This window comes from Pseudomonas sp. BB438 (assembly GCF_057180225.1).
Window position 1 is genome coordinate 5,140,476 of record NZ_CM170001.1, and the last position, 26,223, is coordinate 5,166,698.

The window sequence follows — 26,223 nt, forward strand, 5'->3', positions numbered from 1 at the left end:
AGGGGAAAGCCGAAGCGTTCCCCTTTGTCGTCTTGCATCAGACCGGACTCAGCCGACCCAGACGCGGGCATTGCGGAACATGCGCATCCAGCCGCCGTCCTCTTCCCACTCTTCCGGGCGCCAGGAGTTCTGCACGGCACGGAACACGCGTTCCGGGTGCGGCATCATGATGGTGACGCGGCCGTCGCGACTGGTCAGGCCGGTGATGCCACGCGGCGAACCGTTCGGGTTGGCCGGGTAGCTCTCGGTAACCTTGCCCAGGTTGTCGACGAAACGCAGGGCCACGGTACCGGACAGGTCAGCTTCCAGCAGCGCTTCCTCGCTCTCGAACTCCGCATGGCCTTCGCCGTGGGCGATGGCGATGGGCATGCGCGAACCGGCCATGCCCTGCAGGAAGATCGACTGCGACTCCTGAACCTGGACCATTGCCACGCGCGCTTCGAACTGCTCGGAGCGGTTACGCACGAAGTGCGGCCAGAACTCGGTGCCGGGAATCAGCTCGTGCAGGTTGGACATCATCTGGCAACCGTTGCACACGCCAAGGGCAAAGCTGTCCTTGCGCTCGAAGAAGGCCTGGAAGCCATCGCGGGCACGGGCGTTGAACAGGATCGACTTGGCCCAGCCTTCACCAGCGCCCAGTACGTCGCCATAGGAGAAGCCGCCGCAGGCCACGAGGCCCTTGAACTGCTCCAGGCTGACGCGGCCGGAGAGGATGTCGCTCATGTGCACGTCGACGGCAGCAAAACCGGCGCGATCGAAGGCCGCGGCCATTTCCACCTGACCGTTCACGCCCTGCTCGCGCAGGATGGCGATCTGCGGACGCACGCCCTTCTTGATGTAGGGCGCGGCGATGTTGTCGTTGACGTCGAAGCTCAGCTTCACCGACAGCCCGGGATTGTCTTCTTCCAGCAGGCCATCGAATTCCTGGTCGGCGCAGTCGGCGTTGTCGCGCATGCGCTGGATGCGGTAGCTGGTCTCGCTCCAGATGCGCTGCAGGTTGCGGCGCTGGGCACTGAAGACGCGCTCGCCGCAGAAGGACAGCTCGATCTCGGCGCCATTGGCCGGCTGGCCGATGACCGCGACGCAGTCTTCCAGGCCGGCGGCGCTGAACTGGGCCAGCACTTCCGGGGTGGCGGCAGAGCGAACCTGGATCACCGCACCCAGTTCTTCGTTGAACAGGGCGGCAGTCAGTTCGTCATGGCTGTCCGCCAGTGCATCGAGGTTCAGGTCGAGTCCGCAATGACCGGCGAAGGCCATTTCCACCACGGTGGCCATCAGGCCGCCGTCGGAACGGTCGTGGTAGGCCAGCAGGTGGCCATCGGCGTTCAGGCCCTGGATCACGGCGAAGAAGGCTTTCAGGTCTTCGGCATCGTCGACGTCCGGCGCGGCACGGCCGATCTGGCCATTGACCTGGGCGAGGATGGAGCCACCCATGCGGTTCTTGCCACGGCCAAGATCGATGACGATCAGGTCGCTCTCTCCCTTGTCCAGGCGCAGCTGCGGGGTCAGGGTCTTGCGCACGTCATTGACCGGGGCGAAGCCGGAGATGATCAGCGACATCGGCGAGGTGACGCTCTTCTCGGCATCGCCATCCTGCCAGCGGGTCTTCATGGACATGGAGTCCTTGCCCACCGGAATGGTAATACCCAGCGCCGGGCACAGTTCCATGCCGACGGCCTTGACGGTGTCGTACAGGCGCGCGTCCTCGCCCGGGTGGCCGGCAGCGGCCATCCAGTTGGCGGAGAGCTTGATCTCGGAGATCTTGTCGATACTGGCGGCGGCCAGGTTGGTGATGGTCTCGCCGATCGCCATGCGGCCGGAGGCCGGGGCGTCGATCAGGGCCAGCGGGGTGCGCTCGCCCATCGCCATGGCTTCACCGGTGTAGACGTCGAAGCTGGTGGCGGTGACGGCGCAGTCGGCCACTGGCACCTGCCACGGGCCGACCAGCTGGTCGCGGGCCACCAGGCCTGTGATCGTGCGGTCGCCGATGGTGATCAGGAAGTTCTTGCTGGCCACGGCAGGGTGACGCAGCACGCGCTCGGTGGACTCGGTCAGGTCCAGGCTGGCAGCGGCGAAGTCATCGCCCAGCTCCGCTTCGCGAGTGACCGAGCGGTGCATGCGCGGCGGCTTGCCAAGCAGTACTTCCAGCGGCATGTCCACCGGGTTGTTGCCGAAGTGGCTGTCGGCGACGGTGAGCTGCTTCTCTTCGGTGGCTTCACCGACCACGGCGAACGGGCAACGCTCGCGCTCGCAGATGGCCTTGAAGGTCTCGAAGTCAGCGGCGTCCACCGACATCACGTAGCGCTCCTGCGACTCGTTGCACCAGATTTCCAGCGGGCTCATGCCCGGCTCGTCGTTGGGCACGTTGCGCAGTTCGAACCGGCCGCCACGGCCGCCGTCGTTGATCAGCTCCGGCAGGGCATTGGAGATGCCGCCCGCGCCCACGTCGTGGATGAACTTGATCGGGTTGTTCTCGCCCATCTGCCAGCAGCGGTCGATGACCTCCTGGCAACGGCGTTCCATTTCCGGGTTCTCGCGCTGTACCGAGGCGAAGTCCAGGTCAGCGGCAGAGGCGCCGGTGGCCATGGAGGAGGCAGCGCCGCCGCCCAGGCCGATCAGCATGGCCGGGCCACCGAGCACGATCAGCTTGGCGCCGACCGAGATCTCGCCCTTCTGCACGTGGTCTTCGCGGATGTTGCCCATACCGCCGGCGATCATGATCGGCTTATGGTAGCCACGAACTTCTTCGCCGCGCGGGGTGGCGATGGCCTGCTCGAAGGTACGGAAGTAGCCGGCGAGGTTCGGACGGCCGAATTCGTTGTTGAACGCGGCGCCGCCCAGCGGGCCTTCGATCATGATGTCCAGCGGGGTGACGATGCGCTCGGGCTTGCCGTAGGGCACTTCCCAGGGCTGCTCGAAACCGGGGATGTTCAGGTTGGAGACGGTGAAGCCGACCAGGCCGGCCTTGGGCTTGGCACCACGACCGGTCGCACCTTCGTCGCGGATCTCGCCGCCGGAGCCGGTGGAGGCACCGGGGAACGGGGCGATGGCCGTCGGGTGGTTGTGGGTCTCCACCTTCATCAGGATGTGCACCGGCTCTTCGCTGGCGCCGTACTGGCGGGTTTCCGCGTTCGGGTAGAAGCGACCGGCAACATAGCCTTTCATGACCGCGGCGTTGTCCTTGTACGCGGACAGCACGCCTTCGCGGTGCATTTCATAGGTGTTCTTGATCATGCCGAACAGGCTCTTGTCCTGAGCCTGGCCGTCGATATCCCAACTGGCGTTGAAGATCTTGTGGCGGCAGTGTTCGGAGTTGGCCTGGGCGAACATCATCAGCTCGACGTCGTGCGGGTTGCGGCCCATCTCGACGAAGCTCTTCACCAGGTAGTCGATCTCGTCGTCGGCCAGGGCCAGGCCCAGGTCGAGGTTGGCCTTCTCCAGCGCGGCGCGACCGCCGGCGAGGATGTCCACGACGGTCAGCGGCTTGGGCTGGGCGTGGCTGAACAGGGCCGAAGCGTCTTCGAGCTGGTTCAGGACCAATTGGGTCATGCGGTCGTGCAGGCGGGCGGCGACGGCTTGTGCGTCGGCCTCGCTCAGCTCGCCAGTGACGTAGTAGGCGATGCCGCGCTCGATGCGCTCGATCTTGGCCAGGCCGCAGTTGCGGGCGATATCAGAGGCCTTGCTCGACCAGGGCGAGATGGTGCCGAAGCGCGGGAGAACCAGGAACAGGCGACCGGCGGGTTCCTGCACGGGGACGCTCGGGCCGTATTTCAGCAGGCGCGCCAGGACTTGTTCTTCCTCGGCGTTGAGGGCTCCGGTGACCTCGGCGAAGTGCGCAAACTCGGCATACAGCCCGGTGACGGCGGGCACATGCTGGGTCAGCAGGTCGAGCAGTTTGCCGTGGCGGAAAGCGGAAAGGGCGGGAGCACCGCGCAGGATCAGCATTGTCGGAACAGCCTCTGGAGACGGGGAAGTGTGTGGGGCCGGACGGGCCGGCCCACAGAGGCCGTGCATTCTACCGTAAAGCGTTGGCTGGCGGCACCTTTCACGCACCCTCCTTGCCACTGCTCCGGCGGAAATCGCCATTCATCTTCGAAGGCCTTCGAGCAGCCTGGGGAAAAGCCCCGCCCAGCGCCGTTCTGCACGAAGAATGCCGACGAACGGCGCCCCAGCTAGCAGAGAAGCTTCGAGCTGTCGAGATATGGCGCCAAGCGGCCTTTGCGTATACTGCCCTGATGCTTGCCCTGACTGTATCCCGTGTGCGCTGCACCGCCTGGATCTTGGCGACCTGTATCTTTCTGCTGCTTTCCGGCTGTAGCGAGGCGAAAGCCCCGACGGCCCTCGAGCGCGTGCAGAAGGACGGCGTGCTGCGCGTGATCACCCGCAACAGTCCGGCCACCTACTTCCAGGACCGCAACGGCGATACCGGTTTCGAGTACGAACTGGCCAAGCGCTTCGCCGACAGCCTGGGCGTACAGCTGCAGATCGAAACCGCCGACAACATCGACGACCTTTATGACCGCATCGGCCGCGATGGCGGGCCGAGTCTCGCGGCCGCCGGCCTGACCCCGGGCGGCGAGCGCGACACCCAGGTGCGCTACTCACACTCCTACCTGGACGTCACCCCTCAGGTTGTCTTCCGCAACGGCGCGCAGCGCCCTACCCGCCCGGAAGACCTCGTCGGCAAGCGCATCGTCGTCTTGAAAGGCAGCAGCCATGCGGCACAACTGGCCGAACTGAAGAAGCAGTACCCCACGCTGGAGTACCGCGAATCCGACGCCGACGAAATGGTCGACCTGTTGCGCATGGTGGACGTCGGCGAGATCGACCTGACCCTGGTCGACTCCAACGAACTGGCGATGAACCAGGTGTACTTCCCCAACGTGCGCGTCGCCTTTGACCTTGGCGACTCCAAGGGCCTGGCCTGGGCACTGCCGGCCGGCGATGACAACAGCCTGATCGAGAAGGTCAACGCCTTCCTCGACAAGGCCAGGCAGGACGGCCTGCTACAACGCCTGAAGGATCGGTACTACGGCCACGTGGACGTTCTGGGTTACGTCGGCGCCTACACCTTCGCCCAACACCTGCAACAGCGCCTGCCCAAGTACGAACCGCATTTCCGCCAGAGCGGCACCAAGCTCGAGGCCGACTGGCGACTGCTGGCCGCCATCGGCTACCAGGAATCCATGTGGCAGCCCGACGCGACCTCCAAGACCGGCGTGCGCGGCCTGATGATGCTGACCAACCGCACCGCCCAGGCCATGGGCGTAGCCAACCGCCTGGACCCGAAGCAGAGCATTCAGGGCGGCAGCAAGTACTACATCCAGATCAAGGATGAGCTGCCTGACAGCATCAAGGACCCGGATCGCACCTGGTTCGCCCTGGCCGCCTACAACATCGGCGGCGCTCACCTTGATGACGCGCGCAAGATGGCCGAGCAGGAAGGCCTGAACCCGAACAAGTGGCTCGACGTAAAGAAGATGCTGCCGCGCCTGGCGCAGAAGCAGTACTACCGCAAGACGCGCTACGGCTACGCGCGCGGTGGCGAGACCGTGCACTTCGTGCAGAACGTGCGCCGCTACTACGACATCCTCACCTGGGTGACCCAGCCGCAGATGGAAGGCGGCCAACTCGCCGAAAGCGGCCTGCACCTGCCGGGCGTGAACAAGACCAAGCCCAACGATGACGACGACGGGCGGGATCAGAAGCTCTGACGTCCAGCGCGGATTGAAATCGGCATTTCATTGCAGGAGCGAGCCTTGCCCGCGATCGCGAGCATGGCTCGCTCCTGCAACCTTCAGCTTTTGCTACGCCGCGCCTTGAAGAACGCCGAGAGCATCGCACTGCACTCCTCCCCCAGCACTCCACCTTCCACCAGCACCCGGTGGTTGAGGAAGTCCTGTTCGAAGAAGTTGCCACGGCTGACCACCACGCCGGATTTCGGCTCGGTGGCGCCGAACACCACGCGCTGGATGCGCGAGTGAACCAGCAGGCCCGCGCACATGCTGCAGGGCTCGAGGGTAACGTAGAGCGTGCTGCCGGGCAGACGATAGTTCTGCGCGACCGCAGAGGCCTCGCGGATGGCGACCATCTCGGCGTGGGCACTGGGATCGTGGGAGGTGATCGGCTGGTTGAAACCACGGCCGATCACCTTGCCGTCCAGCACCAGCACGGCACCCACCGGCACCTCGCCCAGGGCCGCGCCCTGTTCGGCAAGCGCAATGGCTTCGCGCATGAAGGGGATGTCCTGGCTGCGGTCGATGACCGGCACCAGCCCCTTCACTGTCGGATGTCCCTTGCTGTTGGTCAGCCGCACCATGCCTCGCCCACCGCGATGGTCCCCATCAACCCGGTCTCCATGTGATCGATCACGTGGCAGTGGAACATCCACAGGCCGGGGTTATCCGCCACCAGCGCCACACGTGCCGTCTCATTCTTGCCCAGCAGGTAGGTGTCGGTGAAATACGGGATGATCTCCCGACGATCGGAGTCCAGCACCTTGAAGGCCATGCCGTGCAGGTGGATCGGGTGCTGGTACTGGGTCATGTTGCGCAGTACGAAGATGTAGCTGTTGCCTTCCTTGAGCTTGGCCAGCGGCGGCGCATTGTGCTTGTGCTCCTCGCCGCCCTGCCAGGCCACGCCGTTGATCTGCCACAGGGACGGTGCCGACTGGCCCTTGGAGTAGTCGGACATGGCACCGACCCACTCGAACTTGAAGTTGATGGTCTCGGCGTTCTTCAAGTCTGGCTCGGCCACCGGGTTGTGCGGCAGCGGCGCAGGCCACTTGGCCGTGGGCGCTTTCGGATTGGCCACACCACGGATGGTCGCCAGGCGTACCGGGCCATTGCGCAGCGAGAGTTCGGTGCCTTCCGCCGGTCCACGGATGCCCAGTTCCAGGCGCATGCCCGGGCCGATCCAGTACTGGTCGTTGGGACCCTTGCCAAAATCGCGCGGCACCACCGGATGTCCGTCGATGGCGTAGATCTTCGCCTCGGCATCCGGCAGGTTGAGACGGTAGGTCACGGTGTTGTCAACGTTGAGAATGCGCACCCGGACGATCTCGCCGGCCGGCAGCTCGATCACCGGCGTGCGTTCGCCGTTGATGGTCGACAGGCGCCCGCGGGTGCCTTCGCGGGCCGCTTCGCGCGGCACGCTGAAGGCGGTGAAGTTGCCTTCCTCATCCACGTGCCAGGTTTTCAGACAGAGGATCTTCTCGCTGGCGAATTCGCTCGGCTCGCGCTCGTCGATGATCAGCGGCCCGACCAGGCCACGGCCCAGTTGCTCGCTGCTCATCAGGTGCGGGTGGTACCAGTAGCTGCCGGCATCCGGCGTCTTGAACTGGTAGATGAAGCTCTCGCCCGGCTGCACCGGCGGCTGCGAGATGTAGGGCACGCCATCCATCTCGATGGGCAGGCGGATACCGTGCCAGTGGATGGTGGTCGGCTCATCGAGCTTGTTGGTGAAGCGCACCCGCAGCCAGTCGCCCTGGCGCGCGCGAATCTCCACACCGGGAGCTTGGCCGCCATAGCCCAGGCCGGGGGTCTTGTGGCCAGGCACCAGCTCCAGATCCAACGGGGCGGCGATCAGTTCGTAATCGTGCTCGGCGGCGACTTCCGGGCGCGCCAGCCAGATACGTGCGCCACCGGCGCCCAGGCCGAGCACGGCCAGGCCGGCGATGCCGCCGAGTACTTGTCTACGGGTAAACGACATGGGTCCAGACTCCTCAAACAAGGGACTTGCGACCCCATCGGCTTTCACGGAGGTTGGCGCGTTTCGCGCCTGGCGCCAGGCTCTTGCGGCCGGCTGCATGGCCCTGTTTCCTCTGACACAGAAACAGCAAGCAACTGTGCATGAAGAGGCAAACGCCTCTCATGCGCCAGGTCAAGGGCTGGCATTCCCGCCCTCGCCTGTCAAAGAAGGCGGCGAGCATGCCGCCCTCTTTGTTAAGGGGATGTTAAATCGCCCTTCTCATTCCCACTCGATGGTTGCCGGCGGCTTGCTCGACACGTCGTAGGTGACGCGGGAGATGCCTTCGATCTCGTTGATGATGCGGTTCGAGACCTTCTCCAGCAGCTCGTACGGCAGGTGCGCCCAGCGAGCGGTCATGAAGTCGATGGTTTCCACGGCACGCAGGGCAACGACCCAGGCGTAGCGACGGCCGTCACCGACCACGCCGACGGACTTCACCGGCTGGAAGACCACGAAGGCCTGGCTGGTCTTGTGGTACCAGTCGAAGTTGCGCAGTTCTTCGATGAAGATGTGGTCCGCACGACGCAGCAGGTCGGCATATTCCTTCTTCACTTCGCCGAGGATACGCACGCCCAGACCCGGCCCCGGGAACGGGTGGCGGTAGACCATGTCGTAGGGCAGGCCCAGCTCCAGGCCGATCTTGCGGACTTCATCCTTGAACAGTTCGCGCAGCGGCTCGACCAACTCGAACTGCATGTCTTCGGGCAGGCCGCCGACGTTGTGGTGCGACTTGATCACGTGGGCCTTGCCGGTCTTGGCGCCAGCCGACTCGATCACGTCGGGATAGATGGTGCCCTGGGCGAGGAATTTCACGTCCTGCAGCTTGGTGGCTTCCTGATCAAAGACCTCGATGAAGCTACCACCGATGATCTTGCGCTTCTGCTCCGGATCGCTGACGCCGGCCAGGCGACCGAGGAACAGCTCTTCGGCGTTGGCACGGATCACCTTGACGCCCATGTTCTCGGCGAACATGGCCATTACCTGGTCACCCTCGTGCAGGCGCAGCAGGCCGTTGTCGACGAAGACACACGTCAGTTGGTCGCCGATGGCCTTGTGCAGCAGTGCCGCGACCACCGAAGAATCCACGCCGCCGGACAGGCCCAGCAGCACTTTGGCGTTGCCGACCTGGGCGCGAACGGTGGCGATGGCGTCGTTGACGATGTTGGACGGGGTCCACAAGGCTTCGCAGCCACAGATGTCCAGTACGAAGCGGGAGAGGATGCGACCGCCCTGCTTGGTGTGGGTCACTTCCGGGTGGAACTGCACACCGTAGTAGCCACGGGCATCGTCGGCCATGGCGGCGATCGGGCAGCTCGGGGTGCTGGCGAGGATGTGGAAGCCTTCCGGAATCTCGGTGACCTTGTCGCCGTGGCTCATCCACACGTCGAGGCCGAAGACGCCGTCTTCGCTGACGCAATCTTCGATGCCGTCCAGCAGGCGGGCCTTGCCGACCACATCGACGCGGGCATAACCGAATTCGCGCAGGTCAGAGCCCAGCACCTTGCCGCCCATCTGCTCGGCCATGGTCTGCATGCCGTAGCAGATGCCGAACAGCGGCACCTTCAGGTCGAACACGGCCTGCGGCGCGCGCGGGCTGTTGGCTTCATGCACCGACTCCGGGCCGCCGGCCAGGATGATGCCGCGCGGGGCAAAGGCGCGAACCTCGTCGTCGCTCATATCGAACGGATGGATTTCGCAGTACACGCCGATCTCGCGAACGCGGCGGGCAATCAGCTGGGTGTACTGGGAGCCGAAATCGAGGATCAGGATCCGGTGAGCGTGAATGTCTTGGGCCATGGCCATCTCTCGTAGCGAAATTCTTAAACGACACGGGGCTGTATCAACCAGCCCCGTGTCCTGCACCTTTTAATAATGGCTTTGCCGCGTCGCGAGCGCCGGACAGGCAAGGCGGGAAAACAGGAGAAAGCGGAGTTTGCTGAAGCAAATGAGCATTTCGACTGTTTTCCCAACGCAGCATGTCCAAGCGCAGCAGCGTCAAAGCCATTTTTTAACCTACGCGGTAATTCGGCGCTTCCTTGGTGATCTGCACATCATGCACATGGGACTCGGCCATGCCGGCGCCGGTGATGCGTACGAACTGCGGCTTGGTGCGCATGTCCTGGATATCGGCGCTGCCGGTGTAGCCCATGGCCGCGCGCAGGCCACCCATCAGCTGGTGGACGATAGCGGTCAGCTGGCCTTTATAGGGCACGCGACCTTCGATGCCTTCGGGTACCAGCTTCTCGGCGCCAGCGGAGGCGTCCTGGAAGTAGCGGTCGGAGGAACCGGTGGAACCGGCCATGGCGCCCAGGGAACCCATGCCACGGTAGGACTTGTAGGAACGGCCCTGGAACAGCTCGATCTCGCCCGGAGCCTCTTCGGTACCAGCGAACATCGAACCCATCATCACGCAGTAGGCGCCAGCCACCATGGCCTTGGCCAGGTCGCCGGAGAAGCGGATGCCACCGTCGGCGATCAGCGGAACGCCGGTGCCTTCGAGGGCTGCGGCGACGTTGGCGATGGCGGAAATCTGCGGTACGCCGACGCCAGCGACGATACGGGTGGTGCAGATGGAGCCCGGGCCAATGCCGACCTTGACGGCGTCAGCGCCGGCGTCAGCCAGTGCCTTGGCGGCTTCGCCGGTGGCGATGTTGCCGCCGATGACCTGTACCTGCGGGAAGGTTTCCTTCACCCAGCGCACGCGGTCGATCACACCTTTGGAGTGGCCGTGGGCGGTGTCGACGACGACGACGTCAACGCCGGCGGCAACCAGAGCGGAGACACGCTCGCCGGTATCGGCGCCAGTGCCGACGGCCGCGCCGACGCGCAGGCGGCCTTCATCGTCCTTGGACGCCAGCGGGTAGGTCTTGGCCTTCTCGATGTCACGGAAGGTCACCAGACCGGTCAGGCGGAACTTCTCGTCGACCACCAGCATCTTCTCGATGCGGTTCTCGTAGAGAGCAGCCTTGATCTCTTCCAGCGCGGTGCCTTCGCGGGCAGTGACCAGCTTTTCTTTCGGGGTCATGATCGCCGAGACGCTGTCGCCGACGTTCGGCTTCACGCGCAAGTCGCGACCGGTGACGATACCGACCAACTCACCTTCTTCCACGACCGGGAAGCCGGAGAAGCCGTATTCGCGGGCGATCTGCAGCAGCTCGATGATTTTGGTAGACGGTGTGACGGTGACCGGATCGCGAACGATGGCGGTCTCGTGCTTCTTGACCTTGCGAACCTCGGCAGCCTGCTGCTCGATGCTCATGTTCTTGTGGATGATGCCGATGCCGCCTTCCTGCGCCATGGCAATGGCCAGGCGGGCTTCGGTCACGGTATCCATCGCGGCGGACACCAGCGGGATGTTCAGTTCGATGCCACGGGTCAGGCGAGTCTTGAGACTTACGTCCTTGGGCAGGACTTCCGAATAACCTGGAATCAGGAGGACGTCGTCGAAAGTGAGGGCTTCTTGGCTGATGCGCAGCATGGCGGGGGCTCCCGATCGGGAAAAATGGAAGCGCGGCATTATATCTCAGTCAGGGCGTCCGGCTCAACGCAACCGGACGATCTGAATGAAGCCTTTGCAGGCCTTGCGCGCTGGCTCCTGTCCGCAGGCCCGCTTATCATCCTTCGCCATGCAGAAAGATCCCTTCCAACGGCTGGGCCTCGACCGCGAGGTTCTGACCGTCAGCCAGCTCAACCAGCGCGCCCGCCACCTGCTCGAGGACGTGTTCCCGCAGGTCTGGGTCGAGGGCGAGATTTCCAACCTCGCGCGGCCCGCGTCCGGGCATATGTACTTCACCCTCAAGGACAGCAACGCCCAGGTGCGCTGCGCGCTGTTCCGGCAGAACGCCCTGCGCGTGCGCCAGGCCCTGCGCGACGGCCTCGCCGTGCGGGTGCGTGGCAAGGTTTCGCTGTTCGAGGGGCGTGGCGACTACCAGCTGATCGCCGACACCGTCGAACCGGCCGGTGACGGCGCACTGCGCCTGGCCTTCGAGGCATTGAAGGAAAAGCTCGCCGCCGAGGGCCTGTTCGCCGCCGAACGCAAGCAGGAACTTCCCGCGCACCCACGGCGCATCGGCATCGTCAGCTCGCCCACCGGTGCAGTGATCCGCGACATTATCAGCGTGTTCCGCCGCCGCGCGCCGCAAGTCGAGCTGACCCTGATTCCCACCGCCGTGCAGGGCCGCGAAGCCATCGGGCAGATCGTCCGCGCGCTGAAGCTGGCCGACGCGCAAGGCTTCGACGCGCTGATCCTGGCCCGTGGCGGCGGCTCGCTGGAAGACCTCTGGTGCTTCAACGAAGAACCGGTGGCCCGCGCCATCGCCGCCTGCGTGACGCCCATCGTCAGTGCCGTTGGCCACGAGACCGACGTGTCCATCAGCGACTTCGTCGCCGACGTGCGCGCCCCCACGCCCTCGGCCGCCGCCGAGCTGCTGGCGCCCCACAGCGGCGACCTTCAGCAGCGCCTGGACAGCCTGCGCCGCCGGTTGATCCTGCGCATCCAGGACCGCCTGACCCGTGAACGCCTGCGCCTGGAAGGCACCGCCCGGCGCCTGCGCCATCCCGGTGAGCGCCTGCGCCAGCAGTCCCAGCGCCTGGACGACCTGGACATGCGCCTGCGCCGCGCCTTCGAGCGCCAGTTGCAGATCCGCCACGAACGCATCGCACGGCTGGACACCCGCCTCGCCGCACAGCACCCCGGCCGCAACCTGGCTCTGTTGCGCCAGCGCCTGGAGAACCTCAGCGCCCGCCTGCCACGCGCCACCCACGCGATCCTGCGCGAGCAGCGCCAGCGCCTCGACAGCCTGATGCAGACGCTGCACATCGTCAGCCCGCTGGCGACCCTCGGCCGTGGCTACAGCATCCTGCTGGACGACAAGGGCCAGGCCATCCGCAGCGCCGCGCAGACAAACAACGGCCAGCGCCTCAAGGCCAGACTAGGCGACGGCGAACTGGAAGTGCGGGTGGAGGACAACCACCAGGCGCCCGTCACTCTTTCCCTCCTGGACTGACGGACGATGACCGACCTGCTCGCACCGATCCTGCCGCAACCCGATCCGGACTGGGCCGAAGCCTTCCGCATGCCCATCGTCGAATGCGACCAGCCGCTGCAGGCGCTGGGCATCGCCACCGGCTTCACGGTGTGGCCGGCGTATCATCGCCTGGGCGTGCCCAACGCGCAGCCGGAGTGCTATGCACGCACAGAAGTCTTCGAGCGCCTGCTGCGCGCCGCGAGCCTGCTGCCCGACGGCATTCGCCTGGTGATCCTCGATGCCTGGCGGCCGTTCGCGGTGCAGCAGCACCTGTACGACACGCTGTACGACATCCTCCGCCAACACGAGCCGGACGCAGCCCCGACCGAGCTGACCCGGCGCACCCGCGAATTCGTCGCGCCACCCAGCACCCGCGCCGAAGCGCCGAGCCCGCACCTCACCGGCGGCGCCATCGACCTGACCCTGTGCGACAGCGAAGGCCGCTGGCTGGACATGGGCAGCCTGTTCGACGAAGCGACGCCACGCTCCTATACCCGTCACTACGAAGCGATCGCCCAGCCCGACGAAGCCCAGCGCCGCGTGCGCGACAACCGCAGGATGCTGTTCAACGCCATGCGTGCGTCTGGCTTCAGCAACCTCTCCAGCGAGTGGTGGCACTACGACTATGGTGATCAGCTGTGGGCCGCGCACCTGGGCAAGCCCCACGCCATCTATGGTCCGGCGCAGGTACTGTCGCTGGAGCAATTGTGGCGCCAGCAGCTCGAAGGACTGCGTCACTAGGGGCCGCGCCGCTCCTGCAAAAGCAGGCCCCACTGCAGAGACTGATTCGCGAGCAAGCTCGCTCCTGCGAAGAGAAACCCGCCCAGACATTCCGCTTTCGACTAAATCGCCCCGCCCGCCGGAGCCGCCCGTGTAGACTGCCCGCTTCATCCGCCGACACGTCCACGGATAGCGAAATGCTCCGACTCTCCTGCCTGCTCATCGCCACTCTTCTCACCCTGACCGCCCAGGCCGAAGGCTTCATCAGCCGCACGCTGAACAAGCCGGTTCCCGGCGGTGTTGCCGTGGTGCAACTGGGCCAGGATGCCGCCGTGCCCAGCGCCAGCTACCAGGGCAAACCGGTACTGGTGGTACGCGAGGAAGGCCGCGACTGGATCGCCATCGTCGGCATCCCGCTGACCACCAGGGCCGGCAACCAGCAGATCGTCGTGAAGCAGGCTGGCGCCAGCCGCCACCTCGGCTTCAGCGTGGGCAGCAAGCACTATAAAGAGCAGCACATCACCCTGAAGAACACCCGCCAGGTGAATCCGCTGCCGGAAGACCTCAAGCGCATCAACCGCGAGTTGGCCGAGCAGACTGCCGCCTACCGCAGCTTCAGCCCCGGCACGCCGAGCAACCTGGTACTGGACAAGCCGGTCAACGGCCCGCTCTCCAGCCCCTTCGGCCTGCGCCGCTTCTTCAACGGCGAGGAGCGCAATCCGCACTCCGGGCTGGACTTCGCCGTCCCTGCCGGCACCCCGATCAAGTCGCCAGCCGCCGGCAAGGTGATCCTGATCGGCAACTACTTCTTCAACGGCAACACCGTATTCGTCGACCACGGCCAGGGCTTCATCAGCATGTTCTGCCACATGTCGAAGATCGACGTGAAGCTGGGCGATCAGGTCCCGCGCGGCGGCGTGGTCGGCCGTGTCGGCGCCACCGGCCGCGCCACCGGGCCGCACATGCACTGGAACGTCAGCCTGAACGATGCCCGCGTCGATCCGGCGATCTTCATCGGCGCGTTCAAGCCCTGATGCGCATTCGTTTCGATGGACACAGTGCGATCTTCGCGCTGCTCTGGTTCACCGTGCTCGTCTGGCTGGCCACGGCCGGAGCACACCTTGGCTGGCTACGCGGTTTCGGTGGCGATGTGCTGGCGGTCATCTGGCTGTACTGCCTGCTGCGCGCTGCACTCGACGCACCCGCGCACTGGCTGGCTGGCGCGGCCTTGGCGTGCGGGCTGATCATCGAATTCGGCCAGTACCTCGCCGCGTCCTTTCACTGGCAGATCGGCAACCGCGCGCTGCGCATCGTGCTGGGCGCCACGCCGGACTGGCTGGACGTGCTGGCCTACTGCATCGGCTTCGTGCTGATCCTCGCGGCGCGGCAGACGCGCCTGGCCCTCAGGCCAGCGGGTAGCTGAAGAACAGCGCCATCTCCCCGGGCAACACCTGCGCCGGGTCGTAGAGATCGGTGGACAGCCCGCTGAGAGTGAAGCCACGGGCGCGGTAGAAGCCCACTGCCGGCAGGTTGAGGTTCTGAGTTTCCAGCCACAGATGGCGCGCCTCGGTGCCGCGCGCCCAGTCCAGGCAGCCGTCCAGCAGTTGCCGGCCGACGCCCTGGCCGCGCACATCGGCGAGGACGAACAGGTCGTCCAGCACCGCGCGGCGATTCCAGATTTCGTACCGAGCGATCGCGAAGCCCAGGCGGTTGCCTTCCTCGTCGACGACCACGGCGGTCCAATCGGCCGCCGTGACGTCATCCTTCAGGTCGGCAAAGGGATAGCGCTTGGTCTGCGTCTCGGCCAGACGCTCCTCGCGCAGGATGAAGCCATCGGCAGCGCTCTCGATGCGCAGGATCGAGTCGCTCGAGTAGCTGCCGTCGAAACCCAGCAGCCACTCGCCGTCTTGCGCCCAGACCAGTGGGCGCAGGAGCCGGTCGCTCATCAGTCCATCTTCATGCCGTGCATGTCGTGGCCCATGTCGGTGCCTTTCGGTGCATCTTTCTGCACTGCAACCTCGACCTTCACATCGCCGGCTTTCTGGAAGTGCAGGGTCAGCGGGAAGCGCTCGCCGTCGGTGAGCGGCTTCTTCAGGCCAAACAGCATCAGGTGGTACTGGCCGGGGGCGAAGACGACCTTGCCGCCGGCGGGGACGTCCACGCCCTCGACCTTCTGCATCTTCATCATGCCGTCCTTCTCCACGTGCTGGTGGACCTCGGCGCTGGCCGCGCGGTCGGTGTCGGCGCCGAGCAGGCGGTCCGCTTCCTTGCCGTGGTTCTGCACGATGAAGTAGGCGGCACCGTTCACCGAGTTGGCCGGCAGCAGCAGCGACCACGGGTGGTCGATATGCAGGTTGCCGGCCTCGTATTCGTGGGCCATGGCGGCGCCGGAGAAGCCCAGCAGGACAGCGAAAGCGAGCAGGGTTTTACGCATGTTCGAGACTCCAGTTGGCTTGTGATCAGGTCCGCCACAGCGGCGGGAATTCATCGGGCCGCGGGCGCAACGATCGCGCCGCAGCATAGCCTGCCTTGTGGCAGGCGTCAGGGTGGAAGCAGGTTCCACCCGCAACCCTCAACTCAAGGCCGGGTTGCGCGGCTTGATCCGCGACAGCACGGCCCAGTCCAGCACCCACACCAGCAGCAGCGACGCCCCCACCAGCGGGAAGGCAACGCCGAGGATGATCATGATCGCCACGCCGCCCTTCCACACCGGCAGCGCATGGGGCATCGGCGGCACACCGAGGCGGCCCTGCGGGCGGCGCTTCCACCAGATCCACAGACCGCTGACCGCGCTGAGCAGGATCATCAGGCAGACGGCGAACATGAGCAGTTGGTTGAACAGGCCGAACATCTTGCCTTCGTGCAGCATCACGCCGGACTCGACGCCTTTCGCGACCAGCCCATAGTCCTTCCAGCGCACGTCGGCGAGCACCTTGCCGGTGTACTGATCGATGTGCAGGGTGGCGTCGTTGCGCGAGTCATCGGCGAACACCGAGACGGTGAACACGCCCTGCTCGCCCTTGGGCAGGGCGATGGCGTAGCCCGGCGTAACGCCGGCCTGGTCGGCGGTATCGACCACCTGCTGCAGGCTGATCTGCGGCATCGCCATGCCACCGGACCCGTGGGCCATGTGCTCGGCGTGGGCACCGCCGGACATCGGCATCGGCGTGTTTTCCATCGCCCAGGGGATGGTCTGGCGGTGCGCGTCATTGAGCGTGCGCGCCTCCAGGTCCGACGTGGGCACCTCGTTCCACATGGGCGCCGGGAAGCGGTTCCACACGTCGGCGAAGGTCTTGCCCCAGAAGCCGGTCCAGGTCATCCCGGTGAGCAGCATGAACAGCATCAGCAGCGAGCCCCAGAAACCGACCACCATGTGCACATCACGCCAGAGCGCACGGCCACGACGCGACAGGTCTGGCCACAGCAACACCCGCAGCGAACGCTTGCGCGGCCACCACAGGTAGAGGCCGGATACCACCAGCACGATGCCCCAGCCGGCAGCCAGTTCGATCAGTCGGTCTCCGACAATGCCGATCATCAGCTCGCCGTGCAGCGCACGGGCCATCGCCTGCAGGTTGGACTTGCCGTCCTGCAGGCCCAGCAGTTTGCCACTGTAGGGGTCGACGAAGGCGTTCACCTCGCGCCCATCCAGTTGGGCGACGAACTGCGCGCTGCGGTCGGCGGCCGGCGCCGGCAGGTACTGGCTGACCTGCAGCTGCGGGTTCTGGTGATGCAGGTGCATCAGTTGCTCGTCGGCGGACAACCGCACCTCGCCCGGCTTCACCTGCAGCAGATCGCTGTACATCAGCGGGTCGAGCTGCGGCTTGAACAGGTAGATGATCCCGGTGATCGACAGCAGGATCATGAAGGGTGCGACGAACAGCCCGGCATAGAAGTGCCAGCGCCAGGCCAGGTTGTAGAAGTCGAATGTCTTCTTCTGCATTCGTTGATCTCCTCACGCAAGGAGGCCCCCGACCAGCGGGGGCCGGTCGGGCTTCAGAACGAGAAGTCCACTTTGGTCCAGAACGTGCGTCCCGGCTCGTGGATCGATTCGGGGTCGTTGGCCGGGTAGCCGAAGCCGGCGTTGCCCGCCAGGTTCAGGTGCTCGGCGTAGTCCTTGTCGAACAGGTTGTCGACGCCGGTACTGACCTTGAGGTTCTTGCTCAGCTTGTACGCGCCATTGAGCGAGAACACGGCGAAGCCGGGGCTTTCGTCGAAGTCGTAGCCGACCACGTTGCCCTGGTCCTGGGCGATCCGGCCCTGGTGCGCAACGACGCGCCAGAGTCCGCCGGCGCTCCAGTCGCCTTCCTCGTAGGTCAGGCCGAAACGCGCCTCCAGCGGCGGCATCTGCGGCAGTGCATTGCCGTCGGTGGTGTTCTTGCCCCAGGCGTAGGCCAGGGTACCGTCGGCGGTCCAGTGGCGGGTCAGCGCGTAGGCCGCACCCAGTTCGCCCCCCATGATGCGCGCATCGACATTCCGCGCCTGGGAGGTGCGCCCCATCATGCCGCCGGTCTGGTAATCGAACAGGATGTAGTCGCGGATCACCCCGACATAGCCCGACGCCCAGGCCTTGAGTTTCTCGTCCTCATACTGCGCGCCGAAGTCCAGCTGGGTGGTCTTCTCCGGCTTGATACTGTCGAAGGCGTTGACCGAACCGCTCGGTCCCTTGTCCGGGGAGAACAATTCCCAGTAGTCGGGAAAGCGCTGCACGTGGCCGAGACCGACATAGAGAGTTGTCGGTGTATCTGCCAGGTCATGCTCGTAGCGCGCGAAGCCGCTGGGCAGGGTGTCGGCGCGGGTGTCGTCGGCGGTGGGATTGGGCATTGCCATCATCCCCGAGCCGCTGCTCTGCCGGTAATCCTTGACCGAGGCGCGATCCAGGCGGGCGCCAGTGATCACGCGGTCGCGCTCAGCGGCGTACCAGGTCAGCTCGCCAAAAGCGCCGTAATTGTGGAACACGGCGTCCTTGTCCCACGGTTGTTCGTCATAGGTGTTGATGCCCATGCCGCTGCGTTGGCGGTGTTCGTTGGTCTGCGCGTCGACCCCGGTGATCAGCTTGAAGTCATCCCAGCGCCAGGTGGCGGCCAGGCGCCCGCCGAGGGTGCGACGATCGACGTTGGCGGCCATGGGGCCGGCCATCATGCCGGTGCCCGAGGGCGTGCGCAGGCTGTAGTTGTCCATCACGTGGTCGGCGTAGTTGTAGTAGACCTGCGCCTCCAGCGTGTCGAGGACCTCGCCGATGTTGGACTTCACGAAGCGCAGGCCAAGGCTTTCGCGCTTGAACTGCGAGCCGTCCATGCTGCGTCCGGCGTAGCGGGCCTCGCCATCGCCCTTACCGGCGGTGAGTTCGACCAGGGTATCGGCGTCCGGTGTCCAGCCCACCGCCACGTCACCGTTCCACTTGTTCCAGCGCGAGGGCACGGTGTTGCCGCCGCCGTCTTCGTAGTCGTCGGACTGCGATTTGTTGCCGGTGAAGCGCAGGTAGCCTTCGGGGCCACCGGCGGCAGCGTCCAGCACGCGGTCGAAGCGGCCATTGGAGCCGGCGGTGAGGCTGCCGTTGACGCGCATGCCCAGCGCGCCGAAGCGCTCCGGCTCACGGTCGAAACGGATCGTCCCGGCCGACGCGCCAGGGCCCCAGATCACGGTCTCCGGGCCTTTCACCACGGTCAGCTTGTCGTAGGTTTCCGGCGAGATATAGGAGGTGGGAGCGTCCATCCGCGCCGGGCAGGCGCCGAGCATGGTGCTGCCGTTGGTGAGGATGTTCAGGCGCGAACCGAACATGCCGCGCAGCACCGGATCACCATTGGTGCCGCCGTTGCGGATGGCGGAGAAGCCGGGGATGGTCTTGAGGTAATCGGCACCGTCGCTGGCGGGGATCGGCTGGCGCGGCTGCTTGGGATCGGTGACCACCGTCAGTGGCGAACTCTGCGCCACGGCGGTGATAACGCTGGGAGCCAGCTCGGTGACGTGGGCCGAGTGATCGTCTTCCTCGGCCAGCACAGGGACGGCAGTGAAACCGCCAAGGGCGGTCAGCGCGCACAGGGCGCGCAGGCCGACGGCACTCTGCCGACGGCGCATAGGGATGCGGGACATTCCATGAATTCCATGATCGGTAATGACGCCGGCTCCACGCGTACTCGCACGGCACGCAGGCCAATGCAGGCAGGCGCGCCGGGGTCGGGGGAGTCGGGATGGCGGGTCAGCCGATCAGGAACGGGGGTGCGCGGGAGCGGGCGCCGGGGAAGACCGGCGAGGCGGGAATGCGGGAGGAAACGAACAGGGCGACAGGTGCGCCGACAGCGGGAAGGCCGTGGTCGAGCACGACCGGTGGCGGCGTCAGCGGCGGGCTGTGGATCAGCAGGCTGCAGTAGCCGCACTTCTCCATGAACGCATCGGCGGTGAGCGGCTGCTCGCCGTGGGATACCGGCGCGGCGTGATGGGCCTCGGAGCGCTGGCTGTCCGAGCAGGCCAATTCGTCCAGCCCGGCCATGTCATGGGACATGGCCTTGCCGTGGTCCATGGCAGCGCCATGCTCCATCGGCATGACGTGATCCATGGGCATGGCGTGATCCATCGGCATCGACTGGGAGACCAGCGGGCCGACATAGATCATCAGCATGGCGAACAACGCCAGCCAGGTGCCTACGCCTTGTCGGGTGCGACGGATCACGAAATGTCCTTGCGGATGGAAGGCCCCCGCCTGAGGCGGGTGCGCAATGATCGCACGGAGTTACAAAGCTCCGCTGCGGCACGTGGACGCAGATTCAGTTAAGCACAGCGATAAGACTCAGAATAAATTGCTTAAAAACCGTTTTTTCGACAATTATTTATCGCTCAATAGATCCTAAAGACTTTTCCTACCAAATTTTCCCAAATGCTTGCCATTGGTCTCCCGGGCCTTTAGCTTGGCAGTCATGAAAACCGCACACACCCTCATCCTGCTTCGCCAACACGCCTGCCTGCGCCTGGTCAGTCCGCGACTGCGTGGCTGAGCCCCCTCCCCCGGTTTCGCCTCATTCAGATTTTTATGCGCAGGCCCGCAGGCCGCAGAGAACAAGGATTCCGCTCATGAGCATGTTGAAAGACCCATCGAAGAAGTACCGCGCCTTCACCCAGATCACCCTGCCCGACCGTACCTGGCCGGACAAGATCATCGACAAGGCGCCGATCTGGCTGTCGACCGACCTGCGCGATGGTAACCAGTCCCTGATCGAGCCGATGGACGCCGAGAAGAAGATGCGCTTCTTCAAGTGCCTGGTTCAGGTGGGCCTCAAGGAAATCGAAGTGGGCTTCCCGTCCGCCTCGCAGACCGACTTCGACTTCGTGCGCGAGCTGATCGAGAATGACCACATTCCCGATGACGTCACCATCCAGGTGCTGACCCAGGCCCGCGACGACCTCATCGAGCGCACCTTCGAGTCCCTCAAGGGCGCGAAGAAAGCCATCGTCCACTACTACAACGCCTGCGCACCGAGCTTCCGGAAGATCGTCTTCAACCAGGACAAGGCGGGGGTGAAAGCCATCGCCGTGGCCGCCGGTCAGACCATCAAGCGCCTGGCCGAAGCCGCGCCGGAAACCCAGTGGGGCTTCGAGTACTCGCCGGAGGTGTTCAGCTCCACCGAGACCGACTTCGCCGTCGAGGTGTGCAACGCGGTGATCGAGGTGTTCCAGCCGACCCCGGCGAACCGCCTGATCCTCAACCTGCCCGCCACCGTCGAGTGCGCCACCCCGAACAACTACGCCGACCAGATCGAGTGGTTCGGCCGCCAGATCAACAAGCGCGACAGCGTGCTGATCAGCCTGCACACCCACAACGACCGTGGCACTGGCGTTGCCGCGTCGGAACTGGCCCTGATGGCCGGCGCCGACCGCGTCGAAGGCTGCCTGTTCGGCAACGGCGAGCGCACCGGCAACCTCTGCCTGGTGACCATGGCGCTGAACATGTACACCCAGGGCATCGACCCCGAACTGGACTTCTCCGACATCGACGCTGTGCGCAAAGTGGTGGAAGAGTGCAACCAGATCCCAGTGCACCCGCGTCACCCGTACGTCGGCGACCTGGTCCACACCGCCTTCTCCGGCTCCCACCAGGACGCCATCCGCAAGGGCTTCGCCCAGCAACAGCCGGATGCCGTGTGGGAAGTGCCGTACCTGCCGATCGACCCGGCGGACATCGGCCGCAGTTACGAGGCAGTGATCCGCGTGAACAGCCAGTCCGGCAAGGGCGGCATCACCTTCCTGCTCGAACAGGAATATGGCATCAGCCTGCCGCGCCGCATGCAGATCGAGTTCAGCCAGGTCGTGCAGAACGAGACCGATCGCCTGGGCCTGGAGATGACTGCCGAGCAGATCTACACCCTGCTGCAGACCGAGTACCTTCAGGCTGTTTCCCCGTTCGGCCTGAAGAACTACCGCCTGCAGGAAGAGAACGGTATCTGTGCCATCGACATCGACGTGACCCACAAGGGCGAGCAGCACCGCTGGCACGGCAAGGGCAAGGGCACCTTGGAAGCCCTGGTCGCCTCGCTGCCGGTGGACGTCGAGATCATGGACTACAACGAGCACGCCATCGGCGCCGGCACCAACGCCCGCGCGGCCGCCTACATCGAGCTGCGCGTCGAGGGTGGTCGCTCGCTGCACGGCATCGGCATCGATGAAAACATCACCACCGCGAGCTTCCGTGCGCTGTTCAGCGCCCTGAACCGCGCCGTGACGCTGGGCCACGCGAAAGCCGCGTAAGCCTCTGCTAACCTGAAAGTCCCTTTGCCCCGGACGCCGCGTGCGTCCGGGGCTGTTTTCGAAGGAGCGAAAACATGACGGATACCCCTCAGGACAATCCCTTCCAGACGCCGACCGCCGTTCTCCAGGACGCAGCGACCACCGCCACCGGCGAACCGCTCTATCGCCTCGCCGCCGTCGGCATCGCCACCTTCTTCGGCACGCCCATCGCAGGGGCCTGGGTCGTCGTACAGAACCTCAAGGCACTGGGTCGCGACAGCGATGTCCGCAACGCCTGGCTGATGGGGCTCGGCTTTACCCTCGGCATCTTCATCCTTGGTTACTTCCTGCCGGACAACATCTCCGGAACACCCATCGCCGTGGCCTCGGTCGTCGGGATGTACCAGTTCGCCAAGCAGTCCTTTGGCGCTGCGCTGGAGCAGCACCTCGCCGGCGGCGGCCAGTGGCGATCGAACTGGCGCGCCTTCGGCATCAGCCTGCTGTTCCTGCTCGCCGTCATCGCGGTGATCCTCGTCGTCTCGTTCTTCCTGGTCTACATCTTCGGCGTAGAGCTCTGATTCCCGCCTAAAGATTCCCCCTAGTCCCCTAGGGGGAAGTCTTCGCAATGCTGGTACTCGCCCCGATTACCGCTGCCTCTCCCCTTCCCTAGTCTTGCGTGCACTGCCGCCAAAGCGGCAGGCAAACAAAAAACCGTGTCACGCAATCAGACACGTTCGGCCGCCCCTGCCTTGCGTACAGAGGCGCCTGGTTACCTACAACAACAACGAGCTCGACGTGCTTGGCCATCTGCCTTCACCCGCTTCAGGAGCCAGTAACCGTGAACCCGCAATCCCCACACCCGAAATCCGCCAGCGCTTCGCGCTATTCCTGGTATGTCGTCGTGCTGTGCATGGTGGCGTACATCTTCTCCTTCGTTGACTGGCAGATCCTCTCGCTGATGATCGAACCGATCAAAGCCGACCTGCAGATCAGCGATACCCAGTTCAGCCTGCTCAGCGGGCTGGCCTTCTCGCTGTTCTATGCCTTCATGGGCCTGCCCATCGCCTATCTCGCCGACCGCTCCTCGCGGGTGAAGATCATCGCCATCGGCGTGGCCTTCTGGAGCATCGCCACCGCCGCGTGCGGGCTGTCGAAGAACTTCCTGCAGATGTTCCTGGCGCGCATGAGCGTCGGCGTCGGCGAAGCCGCGCTGACACCGGCGACCTACTCGATGCTCGCCGACCTGTTCCCCAAGGAGAAACTCGGCCGCGCGCTGGGGCTGTACTCCATGGGCGCCTTCCTCGGTGGCGGCCTGGCCTTCCTCGTCGGCGGCTACGTGATCGAGGCGCTGCGCGACGTCCCGGCCATCGACCTGGGCTGGCTGGGCCAGGTGCGTTCCTGGCAGATCGCATTCTTCATCGTCGGCCTGCCCGGCGTGCTGGTGGCGCTGCTGATCGCACTGACCATCCGTGACCCGGCGCGCAAGCTGGCGAACCCGGAGCACAAGGCGACCCTCGGCGATGGCCTGCGCTTCCTGCGTCTCCATCGCGCAACCTTCACCTGCCACTATCTCGGCTTCTCCTTCTTCGCCATGTGCCAGTACGCGCTGATGGGCTGGGCGCCGGCCCTGTACATCCGCCAATACGGCCTGACGCCGCTGGAGGTGGGCTACATCCTCGGCGGCATCCTGCTGGTGCTCAACACTGCCGGAGTGTTCTGCGCCGGCTGGTTGGTGGACGTGCTGCAGAAGCGCGGGCGCAGCGACGCCGCGATGATCAGCGGCATGCTCGGCGTGGCCTGCACCATTCCCTTTGTCATCGGCTCGGTGACGGCCGGGAGCCTGCAGTTGTCGGTGCTGCTGATGGGCCCGGCGATGTTCTTCTGTGCCTTCTGCATCTCCACCTCGGCGGCCGCCATGCAGGTGCTCACGCCCAACCGCTTGCGCGCGCAGGTCTCGGCGCTGTTCCTGCTGGTCTCCAACCTGATCGGCCTGGGCATCGGCACCACCCTGGTGGCGTTACTCACCGACCAGTACTTCAAGGACCCGAAGGCCGTCGGCTCGTCCCTCGGCATCATCGTCACCCTGGCCGGGCTGCTTTGCCTGTGGCTGCTGGGCAGCGGGCGCAAGCACTTCCGTCGCAGCCTGGGCGATGAGCAACACGTCGCCGGCCAGACCGATGCAGTTGCGCCGCTGAACAGCAACACCGCCGCCGCGAACTGATCGCGCCCGCCTCGACACGACGTACGCCCGTTCGCCGGCGTGGCGCCCTGCGCCCCGGCGAGTGGCGCCCAGGAGATGACGATGTTCCGTAATCACTTTGCCGGTGCGCTGCTGTGCAGCGCGCTGATGCCCCTCTGCGCCCAGGCCGAGCTGATCGATGACAGCCGCCTGGACACCACCCTGCGCAACGTCTACATGCTGCGCGACTACCGCCAGGACAGCGCCCCGCAATCCCAGGCCGGCAGCTGGTCCCAGGCCGTACTGGCGAGATTCAGTTCAGGATTCACCGAAGGCAGCATCGGTGTCGGCGTGGACTTCACCGGTTTCTACGCCCTGAAGCTCGACGGCGGCGCCGGCACCAGCAACGACAGCAACCTTCCTTACAACCGCAGCACCGGCGAGCCGGTGGATGACTTCAGCCGTGGCGGCGCGACGCTCAAGCTGCGCTATTCGAAGACCACGCTGAAGGTCGGCCTGCTGGAACCACGCCTGCCGGTGATCTTCCAGGACGATGTGCGCGTGCTGCCGCAGACCTTCCAGGGCGTGATGCTGGAGTCGAAGGAGTCGGATCGGTTCACGTTCACCGCCGCGCAGCTCTGGAACACCAGCACCCGCGCCTCCAGCGACCGCGAGTCGTTCTACCTGGCCACCCACCCCGCCAGCCAGGACAGCAACACGCTGAACCTCGGCGGCGTCGACACGCGATGGACCCCCGGCCTGTCCACCAGCTACTACTTCGCCCTGCTGGAAGACATCTACGCCCAGCACTACGTCGGCGCCAACTTCAAGCAGCCGGTCGGCGAAAACACCACGCTGCTGGGCACGCTGAGCTACTTCCACAACGAGGAATCCGGGCAGGCGCTGTCCGGGCGCATCGACAACCGCGCCTACGGTGCGCGGCTCGGTGTGAAGCACGGCAGCCACACGCTGTCGGCGACCTACCAGCGCATGCTGGGCGAGGACATGTTCCCCATGCTGCTGGGCAACACGCCGCAACCCTACCTGGTCAACTGGGTCACCAACGGCGGCTTCTTCTGGGCACAGGAGCGTTCGTACCAACTGCGCTACGACTATGACTTCACCAGCCTCGGCCTGCCCGGCCTGACCCTGATGACGCGCTACACCAAGGGCACCGATATCGTGCGCCCGGCCAAGAGCGATGGTCATGAGTACGAGCGCGACACCGACATTGGCTACACGATCCAGAGCGGGCCGCTGAGAACCCTGTCCTTCCTGATGCGCACCTCCACGGTCCGCAGCCGCTACGCCAGCGACTACGACGAAGTGCGCTTCATCACCAGCTACCCGCTGGCGTTCTGAGTCCTGGAACGAAGAAGGCCCCTCACGGGGCCTTCATCATGTTTACCGGGACACCTACTCGTCGTCGCCGCTGGCAGCGACGGCACCGAGGCAGCAGAGTCGGTGTTGCTGGTCGCCCGATTGCAGCAGCCAGGTCTCGTCTTCGGCCTGGTAGCTGGCCTCCATCACCTGGTTGTAGCTGAAACGCCATTCGCGGCGATCGCGGCCGTCGATGGACTCGATCTGCAGCACCACGTCTTCGCTGGCGAACGGCTGGTCGGCGTGGGCAGCGGCGTCGGCCTGATCCAGCAATGCCTCGTTGAGCTCGAACTGCCAGGCGTGCAGACCGTCGATCAACAGCATGTCGGCGGTTTCCAGCTGGTCCAGCAGGTAGGGAGTCGTGGTCATGTTCGGCACTCGGCAGTTGGACTGGCCGCCATGATAGACCAGCCGGCGCGGCACTGCCGGCCATTCGCCCCGGCGAAGGGA

At 65.3% G+C, this 26,223-nt stretch carries 20 protein-coding genes; 9 read left to right on the top strand and 11 right to left on the bottom strand.

What is annotated here, in order from left to right:
• Window positions 1-48: 48 nt before the first annotated feature.
• Window positions 49-3,945, bottom strand: a complete 3,897-nt coding sequence (gene purL / locus AC1ZV1_RS23730; protein WP_484293888.1) for a phosphoribosylformylglycinamidine synthase — start codon at window positions 3,943-3,945, stop codon at window positions 49-51.
• A 290-nt stretch (window positions 3,946-4,235) separates the two neighbouring features.
• Between purL and mltF the strand changes: the two genes are divergently transcribed.
• Window positions 4,236-5,714, top strand: a complete 1,479-nt coding sequence (mltF, locus tag AC1ZV1_RS23735; protein ID WP_484293889.1) for a membrane-bound lytic murein transglycosylase MltF — start codon at window positions 4,236-4,238, stop codon at window positions 5,712-5,714.
• A gap of 83 nt (window positions 5,715-5,797) precedes the next feature.
• On the opposite strand, the gene tadA is transcribed toward mltF, so the two are convergent.
• The 4 genes from tadA to guaB all read right to left on the bottom strand — a co-directional run bounded on the left by tadA (window position 5,798) and on the right by guaB (window position 11,227).
• Window positions 5,798-6,319, bottom strand: a complete 522-nt coding sequence (gene tadA, locus AC1ZV1_RS23740; protein WP_484293890.1) for a tRNA adenosine(34) deaminase TadA — start codon at window positions 6,317-6,319, stop codon at window positions 5,798-5,800.
• Window positions 6,307-7,710, bottom strand: coding sequence for a multicopper oxidase family protein (locus AC1ZV1_RS23745; RefSeq protein WP_484293891.1), 1,404 nt, complete (start codon window positions 7,708-7,710; stop codon window positions 6,307-6,309). Before AC1ZV1_RS23745 ends, tadA begins: the two co-directional genes overlap by 13 nt.
• A 258-nt stretch (window positions 7,711-7,968) precedes the next feature.
• Window positions 7,969-9,546, bottom strand: a complete 1,578-nt coding sequence (guaA, locus tag AC1ZV1_RS23750) for a glutamine-hydrolyzing GMP synthase (protein WP_484293892.1) — start codon at window positions 9,544-9,546, stop codon at window positions 7,969-7,971.
• A gap of 211 nt (window positions 9,547-9,757) precedes the next feature.
• Window positions 9,758-11,227: an IMP dehydrogenase gene (gene guaB / locus AC1ZV1_RS23755; protein WP_081515933.1), complete on the bottom strand. Its 1,470-nt coding sequence runs from the start codon at window positions 11,225-11,227 to the stop codon at window positions 9,758-9,760.
• Window positions 11,228-11,375: 148 nt separating this feature from the next.
• Here guaB and xseA point away from each other — a divergent pair, with 148 nt between their 5' ends.
• From xseA to AC1ZV1_RS23775, 4 genes are all read left to right on the top strand, one after another.
• Window positions 11,376-12,755 (top strand): exodeoxyribonuclease VII large subunit, encoded by a 1,380-nt coding sequence (gene xseA, locus AC1ZV1_RS23760; protein WP_484293893.1) that lies wholly within the window; start codon window positions 11,376-11,378, stop codon window positions 12,753-12,755.
• 6 nt (window positions 12,756-12,761) lie between these two features.
• Window positions 12,762-13,517: a M15 family metallopeptidase gene (locus AC1ZV1_RS23765; protein ID WP_484293894.1), complete on the top strand. Its 756-nt coding sequence runs from the start codon at window positions 12,762-12,764 to the stop codon at window positions 13,515-13,517.
• 176 nt (window positions 13,518-13,693) lie between these two features.
• The gene (locus tag AC1ZV1_RS23770; protein ID WP_484293895.1) at window positions 13,694-14,530 is read left to right on the top strand and encodes a peptidoglycan DD-metalloendopeptidase family protein; all 837 of its coding nucleotides are present in this window, start codon (window positions 13,694-13,696) and stop codon (window positions 14,528-14,530) included.
• Window positions 14,530-14,919, top strand: coding sequence for a ribosomal maturation YjgA family protein (locus AC1ZV1_RS23775; RefSeq protein ID WP_484293896.1), 390 nt, complete (start codon window positions 14,530-14,532; stop codon window positions 14,917-14,919). The genes AC1ZV1_RS23770 and AC1ZV1_RS23775 overlap by 1 nt, the downstream gene beginning before the upstream one ends.
• Here AC1ZV1_RS23775 and AC1ZV1_RS23780 read toward each other — a convergent pair.
• The 5 genes from AC1ZV1_RS23780 to AC1ZV1_RS23800 all read right to left on the bottom strand — a co-directional run bounded on the left by AC1ZV1_RS23780 (window position 14,900) and on the right by AC1ZV1_RS23800 (window position 20,166).
• Complete coding sequence (locus AC1ZV1_RS23780; RefSeq protein ID WP_484293897.1) at window positions 14,900-15,442, bottom strand: GNAT family N-acetyltransferase; 543 nt, start codon at window positions 15,440-15,442, stop codon at window positions 14,900-14,902. The genes AC1ZV1_RS23775 and AC1ZV1_RS23780 overlap by 20 nt on opposite strands.
• A complete protein-coding gene (locus AC1ZV1_RS23785) occupies window positions 15,442-15,930 on the bottom strand; it encodes a copper chaperone PCu(A)C (RefSeq protein ID WP_484293898.1) in 489 nt (162 codons plus the stop codon). The genes AC1ZV1_RS23780 and AC1ZV1_RS23785 overlap by 1 nt, the downstream gene beginning before the upstream one ends.
• A gap of 138 nt (window positions 15,931-16,068) precedes the next feature.
• Window positions 16,069-17,439 carry a PepSY-associated TM helix domain-containing protein gene (locus AC1ZV1_RS23790; protein ID WP_484293899.1) on the bottom strand — a complete coding sequence of 457 codons (1,371 nt, stop codon included), beginning with the start codon at window positions 17,437-17,439 and terminating at the stop codon, window positions 16,069-16,071.
• 53 nt (window positions 17,440-17,492) lie between these two features.
• Window positions 17,493-19,589 carry a TonB-dependent copper receptor gene (locus AC1ZV1_RS23795; RefSeq protein WP_484293900.1) on the bottom strand — a complete coding sequence of 699 codons (2,097 nt, stop codon included), beginning with the start codon at window positions 19,587-19,589 and terminating at the stop codon, window positions 17,493-17,495.
• Window positions 19,590-19,695: 106 nt separating this feature from the next.
• Window positions 19,696-20,166, bottom strand: coding sequence for a DUF2946 domain-containing protein (locus AC1ZV1_RS23800; RefSeq protein ID WP_484293901.1), 471 nt, complete (start codon window positions 20,164-20,166; stop codon window positions 19,696-19,698).
• Between the two features lie 398 nt (window positions 20,167-20,564).
• Here AC1ZV1_RS23800 and leuA point away from each other — a divergent pair, with 398 nt between their 5' ends.
• The 4 genes from leuA to AC1ZV1_RS23820 all read left to right on the top strand — a co-directional run bounded on the left by leuA (window position 20,565) and on the right by AC1ZV1_RS23820 (window position 25,755).
• Window positions 20,565-22,235, top strand: coding sequence for a 2-isopropylmalate synthase (leuA, locus tag AC1ZV1_RS23805; protein ID WP_484293902.1), 1,671 nt, complete (start codon window positions 20,565-20,567; stop codon window positions 22,233-22,235).
• Between the two features lie 74 nt (window positions 22,236-22,309).
• Entirely contained in the window at window positions 22,310-22,792 is a 483-nt protein-coding gene (locus tag AC1ZV1_RS23810) for a hypothetical protein (RefSeq protein ID WP_484293903.1), read from the top strand.
• Window positions 22,793-23,052: 260 nt separating this feature from the next.
• A complete protein-coding gene (locus tag AC1ZV1_RS23815) occupies window positions 23,053-24,435 on the top strand; it encodes a spinster family MFS transporter (RefSeq protein WP_484293904.1) in 1,383 nt (460 codons plus the stop codon).
• Window positions 24,436-24,516: 81 nt separating this feature from the next.
• Window positions 24,517-25,755 (top strand): OprD family porin, encoded by a 1,239-nt coding sequence (locus AC1ZV1_RS23820; protein ID WP_484293905.1) that lies wholly within the window; start codon window positions 24,517-24,519, stop codon window positions 25,753-25,755.
• A gap of 54 nt (window positions 25,756-25,809) precedes the next feature.
• Here the strand turns inward: AC1ZV1_RS23820 and AC1ZV1_RS23825 are convergent, their stop codons facing one another.
• On the bottom strand, window positions 25,810-26,142 hold the full coding sequence (locus tag AC1ZV1_RS23825; protein ID WP_026079405.1) for a DUF5629 family protein: 333 nt from the start codon (window positions 26,140-26,142) through the stop codon (window positions 25,810-25,812).
• Window positions 26,143-26,223: the final 81 nt, after the last annotated feature.